Source organism: Marinithermofilum abyssi (genome assembly GCF_014641195.1).
Classification (GTDB): domain Bacteria; phylum Bacillota; class Bacilli; order Thermoactinomycetales; family DSM-45169; genus Marinithermofilum; species Marinithermofilum abyssi.
In genome coordinates, this window is record NZ_BMHQ01000001.1 from 212,012 (window position 1) to 227,523 (window position 15,512).

Annotated in this window: 13 protein-coding genes; 1 reads left to right on the forward strand and 12 read right to left on the reverse strand. The window is 55.3% G+C overall.

Going from position 1 to position 15,512, the window contains the following annotated elements; translation table 11 throughout:
* Positions 1 to 33: 33 nt before the first annotated feature.
* From argH to IEW70_RS01050, 6 genes are all read right to left on the reverse strand, one after another.
* Positions 34 to 1,437 (reverse strand): argininosuccinate lyase, encoded by a 1,404-nt coding sequence (gene argH / locus IEW70_RS01025; protein WP_188646069.1) that lies wholly within the window; start codon positions 1,435 to 1,437, stop codon positions 34 to 36.
* Positions 1,388 to 2,644: an argininosuccinate synthase gene (locus IEW70_RS01030; protein ID WP_188646070.1), complete on the reverse strand. Its 1,257-nt coding sequence runs from the start codon at positions 2,642 to 2,644 to the stop codon at positions 1,388 to 1,390. The genes argH and IEW70_RS01030 overlap by 50 nt, the downstream gene beginning before the upstream one ends.
* A gap of 584 nt (positions 2,645 to 3,228) precedes the next feature.
* Entirely contained in the window at positions 3,229 to 4,128 is a 900-nt protein-coding gene (purU, locus tag IEW70_RS01035) for a formyltetrahydrofolate deformylase (RefSeq protein WP_373285894.1), read from the reverse strand.
* 70 nt (positions 4,129 to 4,198) lie between these two features.
* Positions 4,199 to 4,495 carry an HPr family phosphocarrier protein gene (locus IEW70_RS01040; protein WP_188646072.1) on the reverse strand — a complete coding sequence of 99 codons (297 nt, stop codon included), beginning with the start codon at positions 4,493 to 4,495 and terminating at the stop codon, positions 4,199 to 4,201.
* Between the two features lie 24 nt (positions 4,496 to 4,519).
* Positions 4,520 to 5,206: an LrgB family protein gene (locus IEW70_RS01045; RefSeq protein WP_188646073.1), complete on the reverse strand. Its 687-nt coding sequence runs from the start codon at positions 5,204 to 5,206 to the stop codon at positions 4,520 to 4,522.
* Complete coding sequence (locus IEW70_RS01050) at positions 5,206 to 5,580, reverse strand: CidA/LrgA family protein (protein WP_188646074.1); 375 nt, start codon at positions 5,578 to 5,580, stop codon at positions 5,206 to 5,208. Before IEW70_RS01050 ends, IEW70_RS01045 begins: the two co-directional genes overlap by 1 nt.
* A 409-nt stretch (positions 5,581 to 5,989) precedes the next feature.
* Here IEW70_RS01050 and IEW70_RS01055 point away from each other — a divergent pair, with 409 nt between their 5' ends.
* Complete coding sequence (locus tag IEW70_RS01055) at positions 5,990 to 6,820, forward strand: YihY/virulence factor BrkB family protein (protein ID WP_188646075.1); 831 nt, start codon at positions 5,990 to 5,992, stop codon at positions 6,818 to 6,820.
* 147 nt (positions 6,821 to 6,967) lie between these two features.
* On the opposite strand, the gene argF is transcribed toward IEW70_RS01055, so the two are convergent.
* The 6 genes from argF to argJ are packed head-to-tail and all read right to left on the reverse strand — an operon-like array spanning position 6,968 to position 15,433.
* Positions 6,968 to 7,933: an ornithine carbamoyltransferase gene (gene argF, locus IEW70_RS01060; RefSeq protein ID WP_229751715.1), complete on the reverse strand. Its 966-nt coding sequence runs from the start codon at positions 7,931 to 7,933 to the stop codon at positions 6,968 to 6,970.
* Positions 7,930 to 11,160, reverse strand: coding sequence for a carbamoyl-phosphate synthase (glutamine-hydrolyzing) large subunit (gene carB, locus IEW70_RS01065; RefSeq protein ID WP_188646076.1), 3,231 nt, complete (start codon positions 11,158 to 11,160; stop codon positions 7,930 to 7,932). The genes argF and carB overlap by 4 nt, the downstream gene beginning before the upstream one ends.
* Positions 11,153 to 12,220, reverse strand: a complete 1,068-nt coding sequence (locus IEW70_RS01070) for a carbamoyl phosphate synthase small subunit (RefSeq protein ID WP_188646077.1) — start codon at positions 12,218 to 12,220, stop codon at positions 11,153 to 11,155. The genes carB and IEW70_RS01070 overlap by 8 nt, the downstream gene beginning before the upstream one ends.
* Positions 12,198 to 13,388, reverse strand: a complete 1,191-nt coding sequence (gene argD / locus IEW70_RS01075) for an acetylornithine transaminase (RefSeq protein ID WP_188646078.1) — start codon at positions 13,386 to 13,388, stop codon at positions 12,198 to 12,200. Before argD ends, IEW70_RS01070 begins: the two co-directional genes overlap by 23 nt.
* A complete protein-coding gene (gene argB, locus IEW70_RS01080; RefSeq protein ID WP_229751716.1) occupies positions 13,360 to 14,226 on the reverse strand; it encodes an acetylglutamate kinase in 867 nt (288 codons plus the stop codon). The genes argD and argB overlap by 29 nt, the downstream gene beginning before the upstream one ends.
* On the reverse strand, positions 14,189 to 15,433 hold the full coding sequence (gene argJ, locus IEW70_RS01085) for a bifunctional glutamate N-acetyltransferase/amino-acid acetyltransferase ArgJ (RefSeq protein WP_188646290.1): 1,245 nt from the start codon (positions 15,431 to 15,433) through the stop codon (positions 14,189 to 14,191). Before argJ ends, argB begins: the two co-directional genes overlap by 38 nt.
* Positions 15,434 to 15,512: the final 79 nt, after the last annotated feature.

Consider the following 15,512-nt stretch of genomic DNA (forward strand, 5'->3'; position numbering starts at 1 on the left):
CCATGCCGAGCAGGGCAGTGCCGGTCTGGTCCATTACACTTTAACGGACCTAATCCAGGCGAAGGTTTCATTAATTTCTCCTTTTTTCTTGTCCAATACATGACAAATTTGTTTTTTTGAAGTGCCGCCGCGGGTATTTCGCGCATCGGCAACACTTTCCACCTGAAGTTTGTCAAAGATGTCCACGTCGATCTCGGGTGAAAAGGATTGGAGCTCTTCTAGGGTGAGGTCGAGCAATCCTTTTCCTTCCCCGATACAATGAAGTACCAGACGCCCCACGATTTCATGGGCTTGGCGGAAAGGAACACCTTTGGTTACCAAGTAGTCCGCCAGGTCGGTCGCATTGGTAAATCCCTTCTCGGCATTTCGCTTCATCACATCCGCCTTCACCTTCATCTCCCGGATCATCGGAACCGTCAAAGCCAACGCACCGGTCAGGGTTTCCACCGTATCGAAAACCCCCTCTTTGTCCTCCTGCATGTCTTTGTTATAGGTCAGGGGGAGCGCCTTCAGCGTAGTCATGAGCGCCACCCAATGGCCCATCACCCGGCCCGTTTTACCCCGGATCAACTCGGGAACATCCGGGTTTTTCTTCTGGGGCATCATGCTGCTTCCGGTACAAAAGGCATCATCCAGCTCAATATAGCCGAACTCTTCACTGGACCACAGAATCAGTTCCTCAGACAACCGGGACAAGTGCATCATGATGAGAGAAGCATGGTTGAGGAACTCGACCAGGAAGTCCCGATCGCTTACCGCATCCATACTGTTGTCATACATGCGATCGAAACCGAGTTCCTCCGCCACCATCTCCCGATCGATGGGGAACGTGGTCCCCGCGATGGCCCCGGAACCGAGGGGCATGGTGTTCACCCGCTTGTAGCTGTCGATGAGCCGTTCCACATCCCGGCCGAACATATCCACATAGGCCAGCAGATGATGAGCAAAGCGGACGGGCTGAGCCCGTTGCAGATGTGTATACCCCGGCAAAATCGTATCAATATGCTCCTCCGCCTTCTCCACCAGGGCTTGTCGCAGCTCGGTCAAACCTTGCACCATTTCCACTGTATGCGCCCGTACGTATAGGTGCATATCAATAGATACCTGATCATTCCGGCTCCGTCCGGTATGCAGCTTGCCGCCGACCGGACCGATCTCGTCGGTCAGCATCTTCTCGATATTCATATGGATATCTTCCAAGGCTACGGAGAACTCCGCTTGCCCGGAACGGATTCTTTCCCGGACGATGAGCAAACCTTTCTCGATCGCCTGAACATCCTCCATGGGTAAAATACCGCACTTTCCCAGCATTCGTACATGGGCGAGGCTCCCCCGGATGTCTTCTTCCGCCAGCTTTTTGTCAAAACCGATGGAGGCCGTATATTCTTCAACCAGTTGGTTGGTTGGCTTTGTAAAACGTCCGCCCCAGAGTTTCATGTTCGTCCTCCTCACTTCCGTTCACCGTAGCGTACACTTCCGTGGGCAATCCCCACAGCTTGATAAATCCAACCGCCGATTCATGGTTGAAGGTGTCATCCGGCGTGTAAGTGGCCAAGCTCTCGTTGTACAGGGAGTAATCGGACTTTCTTCCCGTTACCGTGCAATGTCCTTTGAACAGGGTGACACGCACCGTTCCCGTCACTTTTTCCTGAGTCTGATCCACAAAAGCATCCAGCGCTTTTTTCAGCGGGGAGAACCACAACCCGTCATACACCAGCTGCGCCCACTTCTGTTCTATGACCGGCTTAAACTGGGAGATTTCCCGTATGTGGGTCAAAAACTCCAGCTCTTTGTGAGCAGTGATCAGGGTGATGGCCGCCGGACACTCATATACTTCCCGGGACTTAATCCCGACCAGACGGTTTTCCACATGGTCAATCCGGCCCACACCATGCTTGCCGGCCACTTGGTTCAGGTGGGAGATAAGGTCCTTCAGTTCCATCTTCTCTCCGTTCACTGCTACCGGCACGCCTTTTTCAAAGGTGATTTCCATTTCCTCGGGCGTGTCCGGGGTATCCGCCAAAGGTGCCGTCCACTCGTAGGCGCCTGCCGGCGGTGTTGCCCACGGATCTTCCAGTACGCCGCACTCACAGCTTCTGCCCCACAGGTTTTGATCGATACTGTAGGGATTGTCGAGGTCCACCGGCACAGGAATACCGTGCTGCTTGGCATAGGCGATCTCTTCATCCCGCGACATGGCCCACTCCCGAACCGGAGCCACTACTTGCAGGTTCGGGTTCAGTGCTTTGACTGCCAGCTCAAAGCGCACCTGGTCGTTTCCTTTACCGGTGCACCCGTGAGCCACCGCCACGGCGCCTTCTTCCTCTGCCACCTTGACCAGCACTTGGGAAATCAACGGACGGGACAGCGCCGACACCAGCGGATATTTGCCCTCATACATGGCGTTGGCCTTCAACGCCGGCATCAGGTAATGCTGAGCAAACCACTCACGGGCATCGACAACCAGGGATTTCACGGCTCCTACTTTGAGCGCCTTTTCCTTCACGAAATCCAGGTCTTTCCCTTCGCCCACATCCAGAGCGACCGCCACTACATCATATCCGTAGTTTTCCTTCAACCATTGAATCGCTACCGATGTATCCAAGCCGCCGGAATAGGCCAGCACGATTTTCCCTTTGCTCATGTTGAACGCACCTCTTTATAAAAATTCATCCTTGTGAATTATTATACAGTCACCATGCATAAAAAGTCCACCCCCTATTTAGAAAAAAAACGATCCCTTGCTTGGACGTTTATTTGATGCATGGTTTTTTGCGTATATGGAAATCATCGGATTGTTCGGGTTTCGCTCCTGATTACAATCGGTTGAATGGCGGAAGCGATGGAAACGGAAGCTGATGATGACTTTGAATAAAAAAAAGACACCTTGTCGGTGTCTGGATGAAAGTTGAGACCGTCACGGACGGTTTTTTTATCTTGGGTTTTTCTCTCGGGTGAAACGAGGGATGAATATATGGATAAGGCCTGTCGGCTCGTTGATCTTATTGTACCGCCTTCCAATCCCTCGCCACAATCGACTGAGAGTAGCATTTTCGCAAGGACTCAGGCTGTCTTTGGGCCTAGGCAGGAAGACCCTCCCTAAACCGCCCCCGAGCCACGCCCTTTGTGTTAGTTCGGATATGGCCAATAACCACCGCAGGGTGTCTTCCTTCCGACCCCCTGTGCGAAAAGCTCATCTCTCAGCGAATTCCCGGGAAAACATTTCCGTTATCGAAACACAACGGTCTTGTTTCCATGAACCAGAACCTGATCATTCAGATGCCAGTTGACAGCTTTGGCCAACACCAACCGTTCCACATCCCGACCGATCCGTTTCAGGTCTTCCACTCGGCAGCGATGGTCGACGCGCTGCACATCCTGCTCGATGATGGGGCCTTGGTCCAGCTCTTCCGTCACATAGTGGGCCGTCGCTCCGATAATTTTTACCCCGCGCTCATGGGCCTGATGATACGGTTTTGCACCCACGAAAGCCGGCAGGAAGGAATGGTGGATGTTGATAATCCGGTTTTGATATGCCTGGATGGTGCGAGAGGGGATAATCTGCATATATCGGGCCAGCACCACGGCATCCACTTTGTCTTTCATCAGCTCCAAATGCTTCACTTCCGCTTCCAACCGGGTCTCTTTGTTCACCGGTACATGGTGATAAGGAATGCCAAAGGGCGCCACTGCCGGCTCCAAATCCCGATGATTGCTGATCACCATGGCGATGTCCGCGTGAAGCTCCCCGATCCGCCACCGCCACAACAGTTCCTGCAAACAATGATCCTCTTTGGATACAAAGAGAGCCAGCCGCTTCTTCCGCGCAGCCAGCGTCATCCGCCATTCCATCTGGAAGGTATCCGCCGTGTGCTGAAACGCTCGCTTCAGCTCTTGTTCCCGGTCAGGCAGATGGTCCACCTGAAATTCGACCCGCATAAAAAAGCGGCCGCCTTCCGGATCGGTGGTGTGCTGGTCCGACTGGACAATGTTAGCCCCTTGCTCGTACAAAAAGCGAGAGACTGCGGCCACAATGCCCGGACGGTCCGGACAAGAGATCAACAGACGACCCCGATCCGCCCAAGTGGATTGAAAATCTGTTGCTTCGTTCATCGCTGGTTCCTCCATCCGAAATAGCAATATAGAGCCTATTCTACTACGGACGGAACGGGATTGTCAGTAAGTTGGAAGCTTTTTTCTACCTTGAGGCCTCCACGTAAGACAGCCCTTCCTGTTTTGGAACAGTGTAAAAGAAACCTCCTAATTTCTCCAAGGCCTGCTCAGAGTCCGGACCGGCAGCCGTCAATACCAGCCGCTCTCCTTCCTCCAATCCGAAAAAGAAGGAGATCAACCCCAGCAACCCTTTTCCGTTCACTGTACTTTTACCGTGGCAGATCATGATGTGACAGGAAAACGAACGGGCAATCTCTACGAAACGGATAATCTCCCGGATATCCAGCTTGACGGGAACGGTAACCGTCTTTTTGATTCTCATCGTTATATTCCTCCTCTTTTTCGTTCATAAAAGAATCGGCAACAGATAAGGAGTAACCAAGCCGATCAACATCGCCGTCAGACTCATCCCTACAATGCCCATCGCAGCAGCGGCATCCCCCCACTTGGAAGCGCGGGCCGCCCCCAACATCTGGCCGGCTGTACCGAGGGCCAACCCCTTCAACAGGCGGCTTTGTACACCCATCCATCGGAGAAAGACAGGACCTGCCGCCACCCCGATAATCCCCGTCAATACGGCGAAAATCGCTGTCAGTTCCGGAGTCCCCCCCAGAGACTGGGAGGTTACCATGGCGATAGGTGTGGTTGCAGACTTCGGGATTAAGGAAAGGGTTGTTTCCGAACTGAGATGAAGGAGCTTTCCCGCCAGGGCAGCCGTCAGCACCCCTGAGCTCGTACCGGCAAAAACGACGGTCAGTACGGAAGAGACATGTTTCTTCAATAGGGTCCAACCCTTAAACAGGGGCAGTGCCATGGCCACCTGCGCCGGTCCGAGAAGCCAAGACAGCGGCTGATTGGCCACCTGATAGGTTTGGTAATCGGTATGGGTCAAGTACAGAGCTCCGATTACCAGCAGGGTGCTGGTAAACACGGGACTCATCAACACATGGGGGACACACCGGTGAAGTCGACAGCCCGCCCAATAAGACAACAGCGTCAACACCAAAAGTGACAGGGTTTGGCCGACCGACATCATTCATCCCCCTCTTTTTTTGTCAGGCGGGCGATCCCCGCCGTTGATAACAAAACCGCTAACGTACTGATCACCAGGATAAATCCCAGCTTCCATCCCTCTTTCTCCAAAACAGATCCCAACCGGACGACTCCAACGATTGCCGGCAGCAACAGCAACACGAGATGACGGACAAAGAAACGGCTGGAAACCTCCAATCGATGCGGCTGCACAATACCCGTCGCCAGCAGGAAGAAGAGGATTCCCATCCCCAACAGCGCGGGCGGGACCGGCAAGTGCAACAAACGTACGATCGCGTCTCCCATGAGAAACAACAGGAACAGGATGAGGATTTCTACGGCCACAAACCATCCGGGAAGTTTTTTGCCGTTCACCCGCATCCCCTTCCGTATTCGCTTTTGTTAAGTATTACTATACAGACAATTCTGTCTCCGCACAAATAATATGTAAAGTTAATTAACACAAATAAAGCGGTTACATCGCCCTCTCGGTTCTTATTCCGGTCTCATTCGGTATTTTATGTTATTTTACTTAACAAAAACGCTGTTCAACCTCCCGAAATCGCAACCGATATGTAATAAAACCTTACATTAGGCCGGTATCCCTCTCAAAGAAAGCACATACCGGCCTCCTCAAAAAATAAAAGTGTCCCCTCGTCCAGCTCGGGTTATATTTAATAAAAAAACCCACAATGAAAAGAGGACACGCAAAACAAAATCCGGAAGTCCCCGGCGGGGGATGATGTCCCCCCATGATCAACCCCTAAACAGGAGCCTTGATAGGATGAAAGTGATCCGAGCGTTATTTATCCGATTTTGGGAGAACCGGCTGTATGATGTTTCTGCCCAACAAGCGTACTATTTTCTAATGTCGATGTTTCCGTTTCTCGTCGTTGTCTTTACCTTGCTTGGATACTTCCCCGTTTCCTCGGAAACGGTACTCAATCTCATCAAGCCCTATGCGCCTCCCAACGCTTATGAACTGATCCGGGCCAATCTGGACAGCATTTTAAACAACCGCAGAGGCCATGTCCTGTCCATCAGTTTGGCGGGTACCATCTGGCTCACCTTTATGGGTGTCCAATCCGTCGTCCGCTCCCTGAATTATGCCTATGAAGTGGTCAAGCCCCGCCCATGGCTGCGAGAGCTGGGGATCGGGTTGTTGCTGACCGTCGGAATCATCTTCGGGGTGGTCACTTCCCTTCTTTTCCCCGTTTTCGGAAGTGTGATCGGACGGTCGGTGGCCATCGTGCTGGGACTGCCTCCAGTCTTTTTGCTCCAGTGGAACATCGCCCGCTGGCTCTTCAGCAGCCTGCTTCTGTTCGCCGTTTTTATCAGCCTGTACATTATCGCCCCCAACACCCGCGTAAAAGGAAAGCACGCTTTGCCGGGAGCTGTCTTCGCCACCGTGGGTTGGCAAGCGATCTCTCTCGGATTCTCCTGGTACGTCAGCTTCGCCAACTACACACTGATCTACGGTAATCTGGGGAGCATCATCGTACTGATGATCTGGTTTTATCTCTCGGCGATGATTCTGCTTTTGGGCGGATTATTAAACGCCACATTATATGGAAGAAAAGCGGAAGGGAACCAGAAGGGCGAAGAGGGGGTATGACAGACAGTATTCTTGAAAAATCATACACGCCAGGTCTTAAATAACTCGGCGGGCCCAAGCTCACGCCCCGTGATTCAGCGGAGGCGTAATACGCGATCCAAATACAAAACCACTCCCCCATACAGGGAGTGGTTTTGTTGCCGCCTCTTATCCCATCAAGGTGACCATGAGCGCCTTTTGAGCATGGAGCCGGTTGGCCGCCTGTTCGAAAACAATGGATTGCGGGCCGTCCAGCACTTCGGCAGATACCTCCAACCCGCGGTATGCCGGCAAGCAATGCATGAAAATGGCGTCGGGCTTCGCTAGGGCCATCAATGCCTGATCCACTTGAAATGCGGTAAAGTCTTTTTCCCGCTTCGCTTTTTCTTCTTCTTGGCCCATACTGGCCCAAACATCCGTATAGACGGCATCTGCCTCTGTCACGGCTTCTTTGGGGCTGTGAGTCAGCTCCACTTTTGCTCCGGTTTCCTGAGCCAGCTGGCGGGCTTCTGCCACTACATCCGCTGCCGGTTCATACCCTTCGGGAACAGAGGCAACGATATGCATGCCGGTTGCTGCCGCTCCTTGGAGCAGGGAGTGCAGCATGTTATTGCCGTCACCCACATAAGCCAGCTTCAAGCCTTTCAGCTTCCCTTTCTTCTCCTGCAAGGTGAAAAGGTCCGACAATGCCTGGGAGGGGTGGTGACCATCAGTCAGACCATTAATCACCGGAATCGAGGCGTGTGCTGCCAATTCCTCCACGATGGCATGGGCGCCGGTACGAATCAGCACCCCATCCACGTACCCTGACAAGATGCGGGCGGTATCGGCAAGACTCTCTCCCCGGCCCAACTGAAGTTCATTGCGATGGAGAACCAGTGCGGCACCGCCCAGCTGCACCATGCCCGCTTCAAAGGAGACCCGGGTACGCGTGGAGGGTTTATCAAAGATCATCGCCAGGGTCTTCCCTTCCAGCAAGCGCTCGGGTGTCCCTTCTTCCTGACTTTTCTTCAACCGCTTGGCCAGCGTCAGTATCGATTCGATCTCCTGCGGGGAAAAGTCCGCCAGAGTCAGACAGTGGCCGGCTTTCAGCCCATTGCTGTTCGCTTTGATTTCCAATGTTTCGGCGCTCACAGCGTCACCGCCTCCTTTTCTGGTTGTGTCGTTAAGGGTGCAATCGAGAAAGTTTTCTTCCCCCGCCATGCTTCCGTACGGATCATCCACTGAAACGTATCCAGAGAGGTGAAACAGGGAACCTGCCAATCCAGACAGGCTTGCCGCAATGCGTACCCATCCCGCCGGATATCCCCGCCCTTGGTGGGAATGTTGACCACCAGCTTGGGTATATCCTGCTGAAACCAGGTCGTCCAGTTTTCAGGTGTCAATACCTCGACGGGCGCTCCGGTTGCTTCCCGAATCACCCGAGCAGTGCCCGGTGTTGCATATAGCCGGACTTTATTCTTCGCCAATGCCGGAATCCAATCCGCCAATTCCTCTTTCTTCGCATCGGAAACCGAAAACAGCACGGATGTCCCCTGTTCCAAAGGAGGAAGCGGACCCCCAGCCGCCCATGGAAGCACCTTGGCCACGGCTTCTTCCAGCAATTCTCCCAATCCCAGTACTTCGCCGGTCGATTTCATCTCCGGTCCCACGGCAGGGTCGACACCCGGCAATTTGGGAGAGGAGAAGACAGGGGCTTTGACGGCGAACCGGGCAGTCTCAGCCAGCAGGCCCACAGGAGCAAAGGAGGCGAGGGATTCACCCAATTGGACCCGGGTCGCCCATTCAATCATCGGAACCCCGGCCACTTTGCTGATAATGGGCACGGTCCGGGATGCCCGAGGGTTCACCTCCAGTACATACACCTTACCCTCGGCCAGCACAAACTGGATGTTCAAGATTCCCCTGTGCCCCAAGGCCCCGGTAATTCGCTTCGTGTACTCCGCCAGCGTTTCCTTTTCGGATGGCGACAGATCCGGAACACCCAGGATCGACAAGCTGTCTCCCGAATGGACACCCGCCCGCTCAATATGTTGCATCAGCAACGGGATTACCATATCGACCCCATCTGTCACGACATCCACTTCCACTTCCGTTCCTTCCACAAAGCGGTCCAGCAAAAGCGGAAACACTTCGTCTCCCAGAGGATGATCATTGAACGCGGCCATTACTTCCCGCAGCTGCTCCGCATGATACACCACTTGCATCCCTTGTCCCCCGATCACATAAGAAGGGCGGATCAGCACGGGATAGCCCAATGCTTCCGCTGCCTGCAGCGCTTCCTGTTCGTTCATGGCCGTTTTGCCCGGAATGTGCGGGATGTCCAGTTCTTGCAGCAACGCATAAAAACGCTCCCGATCCTCCACTTGATCCACGGTATCGGCGGAAGTTCCCAAAATGGGCAGCCCCGCTTCCTCCAATCCTTTGAGCAAGCGCACCCCCGTTTGCCCGCCGTACTGGACAATGATGCCGTCCACCTGTTCCTTCCGGGCAACAGCCGATACGTCTTCCACCGTTAAAGGCTCGAAGTAGAGACGGTCGGCGGTGGCATAGTCGGTGCTGACAGTTTCGGGGTTGTTATTGACCACCACAGAGTGTACCCCTTGCTTTTTCAATGCTTTGGCGGCATGAACCGAGCAATAGTCAAATTCGATCCCCTGTCCGATCCGGATCGGACCGGAACCTACCACCAACACCTTGCGTTCTTCTGTCGTTGCATGGACTTCATCCCGCCCCTGCCAAGAGGAGTAATAGTACGGCGTATCCGCCTCAAACTCTCCGGCGCAGGTATCCACCCATTTATAGGAAGGAGCCCATCCTTTCTCTTCCCAACGCTTCCGCACATCCGCTTCCAGGATCCCGTAGATCCGGGCCAGTGCGGCATCGGCCACTCCTTTTTGTTTGGCCTGATGGAGCAGGGTTTCCGGCACGGTGTCCCATGTCCACTTCGCCAGTTCCGATTCCAAAGCGGCCATGCCTTTAATCTTTTGCAGATAATAGAGGGAAATTCCCGTCAACAACTGCACTTTCTCCAGGCTCCACCCCCGCCGGAAAGCTTCCCCCAATGCAAACAGGCGGCGATCATCGGGCCGGGACAACCGTTCCTCCAACTCCGAATCGGAGAGGTGGCTGTCTTTGGGTTGAACCAAGGTGAACACTCCCGTATCCAGGGAGCGGATCGCTTTGTACAAAGCCGTCTCCAAGTTGCGCCCGAGAGCCATCACCTCACCCGTCGCTTTCATCCGGGTGCCCAGCTTTCGATCTCCGTAGGGAAACTTGTCAAAGGGCCAGCGCGGAATTTTCACCACCACGTAGTCCAGCGCCGGTTCAAAGCTGGCATAGGTATGGCCCGTCACCGGGTTGAGGCATTCGTCCAAGGTGTATCCGATGGACAGTTTGGCCGCGATCCGGGCGATGGGATAGCCCGTAGCCTTGGAGGCCAGTGCACTGGAGCGGCTCACCCGGGGGTTGACTTCAATAATGACGTACTCCCCGGTTTCGGGATGCACGGCAAACTGGATGTTGCATCCGCCAACCACCTGCAGTGCGCGAATCACTTTGCAAGCCGTCGTACGCAGCTTTTGATGAATTCGATCGGTGAGTGTCTGGGAAGGAGCGGTGACGATGCTGTCGCCGGTATGGGTACCGACAGGATCGATGTTTTCCATGTTGCAGACAGCGATACAGGTATCCGCCGCATCCCGCATCATTTCATACTCCAGCTCTTTCCATCCGAGAATACTTTGTTCCACCAGCACCTGACGGATGGGGCTGGCTGTCAGCCCTTGCCGGGCGATCCGGCGCAGTTCCGCCTCTGTTTCCGCTGTGCCGCCGCCAAAACCGCCCAGGGTGTAGGCCGGACGCACAACCACGGGATAGCCGATTTCCTCGGCAAAAGCCAGGGCTTCTTCTACAGTGGAGACCGTTTTTCCCCAGGGTACCGGCTCGCCGATTTCCTCCATCATTTGCTTAAAGGCTTCCCGGTCTTCCCCCCGCTGAATGGTATCGATGGGAGTGCCCAACAAGGTGACACCAAAACGCTCCAGTACGCCTCGCTCGGACAATTCCACCGCCAAGTTGAGTCCCGTTTGGCCGCCCATCGTCGCCAAAAGCCCGTCGGGGCGCTCTTTCTCGATCACCCGTTCCAGCACTTCGGCGATCAGCGGTTCCATATAGACGACGTCGGCCACTTCTTCATCCGTCATGATCGTCGCCGGGTTGTTGTTGACGAGGATGACCCGGATACCTTCCTCCCGCAACGCCAGACAAGCTTGCGTCCCTGCGTAGTCAAATTCTGCCGCCTGACCGATCACGATCGGCCCCGATCCGATCACCAGCACACTTTTCAACTGTTTAGCCATGCATCACCACCTCCTTTGCTTCCGTCATTTGCTTCACAAACCGTTCGAACAAAAACGCTGCATCAGAGGGACCCGGATGGGCCTCGGGATGAAACTGAACGGCAGTCACCGGGAGATTCCGGTGCATAATCCCCTCTACGGAGCCGTCGTTTATATTTTTATGCGTAATCTGCCACTCTTTCGGGTTGAGAGAATCGGCTTTGACCGCATATCCGTGGTTTTGAGAAGTGATCATCACCCGGCCCGTGGTCAATTCCTTCACCGGGTGATTGCTGCCCCGATGACCGAAGGGTAAGCGTTCGGTATCGCCTCCGAGCGCCAACGCCAACAGTTGGTGGCCGAGACAAATGCCCATGGTGGGGATCTGTCCGATCAGCGACTGCCAACCGGACAAAAAGGGAAGCAAGGCCTTCGGGTCCCCCGGTCCGTTGGAAAGCAGGAGGCCGTCGGGTTTCATCTCGGCCAATGTTGCCGGATCCGTCGTGTACGGAACAACGGTCACCCGGCAGCCTGCTTCCAGCAATGCTTCCCGAATCGACTTCTTATACCCGAAATCCACCAGCACAACGTGAAGGGCCTCCGGGCTCTTCCCCTGATAAGTGACCGGCTCCTTCACCGATACGCGGTGTACCCATTCCAGCGACAGGGGATCCGGCCACTCGGCTGACCACGGCTCGGGGACCGAGCGAATCACCCCTCGTACCGCTCCTTGTGTGCGTACTTTTTTCACCACGGACCGAGTGTCCACCCCGGTAATGCCGGGAACCCCGTGCCGGTCCAGCCACGTTTTCAGATGGGGATCCCCTTCAAACAGCTCGCTCATCACCACCCCGGCACATTGGGGAGCATCGCTCTCTTCCTCGCCGGGCACTGTACTGTAATTGCCGATCAACGGATAGGTAAAAGTGACGATTTGCCCTGCATAGGAAGGATCACTCACCACCTCCTGATAACCGGTCATTCCGGTGGTAAAGACGACTTCTCCCGGTACTTCCCGGGGGGAACCGATCCACTCTCCCGGAAACACCTCTCCGTCTTCAAACACCAGATACGCTTTCATCCAACGACACCTCCTGCAACTCCCATAGACCGTTGACCAAAATGTCCACTGCCTGTTCTGCTTCCTTTTCCCTGATGATCAATGGCGGCAGCAAACGAAGCACTTCCGGTCCCGCTTGCAGTACCAACAACCCTTTTTCCCGGGACTTCACTATCCAGTCCGCCACCGGACGGTCCAATTGAACGCCGATCATCAAGCCCATCCCCCGAATCTCCTTCACCCAGGGGTGATCCCTCAGTTCTTCCTGCAGACGCTCTTTGATCCATTTCCCCAGGGATCCCGCCCACCGGGGCCAATCGGCTTCTTTCATCTCCGTCAGCACGGCAGCCGCTGCCGCCAGGGACACCGGATTTCCTCCGAAGGTACTGGCATGGCTTCCGGGGCCGAAATACTCCGCTAGCTCCTCTTTGCCCATCATGGCCCCGATCGGCAGACCGTTGCCCAGTCCTTTGGCCAACGTGACCACATCCGGTTTCACGCCGTATCCCTGATAGGCAAACAGATGCCCGGTGCGGCCGATCCCCGTCTGCACCTCATCGACCATGAACAGCAGGTTTTTCTCCCGACACAGCTTCTCCACCCCTTGCACAAAAGCCGGTTCCGCCGGGATCAGCCCCCCTTCTCCTTGCACCAGTTCCAGCATCACGCCGGCGGTCTGGTCATTCACCGCCGCCTCCAAAGCAGCGAGATCGTTGAAGGGAACCGATATAAAACCCGCTGGATATGGGCCGCAATCCGTTTTCACTTTTTCCTGCCCCGTGGCCGTCAAAGTCGCCAACGTCCTGCCGTGAAAGGAAGAAGTAAAGGTGATGATTTCCGGTTGGCCAATTCCTTGTTGATGGGCACGACGCCGGGCGAGCTTGATGGCAGCTTCATTGGCTTCTGCTCCGCTGTTGCAGAAAAAGACCCGCTCCAGCCCGCCGGCATGTTGCAACAGCTGGGCCGCTTGTTCCTGCCAGGGTGCCTCAAACAGATTGGACACGTGCCATAATCGGCTCACTTGTTCCTCTACCGCTTGCTGCACCCGGGGATGGCCGTGGCCCAGATTGGTCACGCCCAAGCCCGAGGTAAAATCGAGATACGCATGGCCTTGTTCATCCTCCAGCCAAGCCCCCTTGCCGCGTAGGGGACGAATACCGTTACGAAGATAGGTGGGAAAGAGTGCCATGTCTCTCATCCTCCTTCACGATCACTGTGCCGACGCCATCCGGCTGCCAGACGGCATTCAGGCAATCCGGCACCGTTCCCGACGTGATGATGACTTCCCGTACCGATCCACCCAGTCCGGACATCGCCGCTTTTACCTTGGGAATCATGCCGCCGTGGATATCCCCGCTGCGGATCAGGTCGTCGATCTCCTTTGTCGTGAGGCAGGAAAGCCACTCCTCGGCACCGTTCCGATTCCGTCGAATGCCCGAAACATCCGTCACCATCACCATTTTTTCCGCCCCGAGAGCTTCCGCCACCGCTCCCGCCGCTGTATCGGCGTTAACGTTGTAATGCTGCCCTTTTTCGTCCACTCCCAGGGAGCCCACCACGGGAATCCAGCCCATTGATAAGAGAAAGCGGAGCGGCTCCGGGTCTACCCGGGTCACTTCCCCGACCCATCCGAGGCGGGCATCGGCAGGACGCACGCGAATCATCCCCCGATCCACCCCGCTTAAACCGACTGCAGACGCACCTGCCTGTTCCAGGAGAGTGACCAATTTCTTGTTGATCCGACCCGCCAGCACCATTTCGACCCATTCCAACGTCTCATCGTCGGTGACGCGCAAACCGTCGACAAACTTCGGCTCCACCCCCGCCCATTGCTGCAATCGATTGATTTCCGGGCCGCCGCCGTGAACGATGACAGGGGACCAGCCCACGTTCAACAACTGGACACACTCCTGAAAAAAGGTATCGGAGAGCTTCTCCAGCACACTGCCGCCTACTTTGATAACGACGACGGACGATGGCGACGGGGCTTTATGTCCGGTAGGATGCATTGATTTGGACGTAATCATAGGTCAAATCACACCCCCATGCGGTCGCTTCCGCCTCTCCCTGATTCAAGTGAACATGGAACCGCACATGCTCCTCCTCGAGATAACGGCGGGCCAAAGCTTCATCTACGCCGGTACTCTGGCTGTCTTTGACCAGCTGGACCGGGCCGACGGCAAGGTCGACGTGCTCGGGATCGATCAGCGGTGAACTGTAACCCAACGCGCAAAAGATCCGGCCCCAGTTGGTATCTGCACCGAACACAGCCGTTTTGACCAGGCTGGAACCGACCACGGCTTTGGCTGCCTGCTTGGCTGTAACCACATCGGGAGCTCCGGTCACCTTCACTTCCACCAATTTGGTCGCCCCTTCCCCATCCCGGGCGATCATTTTGGCCAGCTCGCGAGACACATGGGCAAACCCGGCCCGAAATGCCGCCCAATCCGGGTGTTCTGGCGTCAACGGAGCGTGACCCGCCAGTCCGCTGGCCATGGAGACGACCATGTCGTTGGTGCTGCAATCCCCGTCCACGGTGATCATGTTGTAGGTTTCATCCGTCACCTCCCGCAACAGTTGCTGCAATACCGGCGGCTCGATCACGGCATCCGTCGTCACAAAAGCCAACATGGTAGCCATATGGGGGTGAATCATGCCGGATCCCTTGGCTGCCCCGGCAATCCGGACGGTCTTTCCGTCGATCACCACGGATACCTCTGCCGCTTTGATGCATGTATCCGTGGTCAGGATGGAGCGGCAAAAATCTTCATGGCCCTCTTTTCCGGTCTGGATCGCCAGATGGGATATCCCTTGGGAAATCCGGTCCATCGGCAACAATTCACCGATGACTCCCGTGGATACCACTCCCACCCGGTGCTCTTCCAACCCAAAACAGGCCGCTGTTTCCGCCCGCATCCGAAAAGCATCCAGCAGTCCCTGCTCCCCTGTACATGCGTTGGCGTTTCCGCTGTTGCATAGGAAAGCCTGCAGTTTGCCTTCCACCGCCAAACTTTGCTGTGTCACTTTCAACGGCGGGGCTTGGAAAACATTCGTGGTATAAACGGCAGCCGCCGAAGCGGGAACATCACATAAGATAATCCCCAAGTCCTTCCGTTTGCGTTTGATCCCGCAGTGGACACCTCCTGCGGTAAACCCCTTGGGAGAAGTAATATCCGGAGTCGCTGCCGTTTGATACAAGTCGTTTTCCGCCCCTAACGGTTGAGCCGTTCCCATCGGTTGCATCGGTTGTCTCCCTTCCCTCTCTCTGTATTTACCCGGCTATCGGCAAGGATCGATCCGTACGACTCAGGTC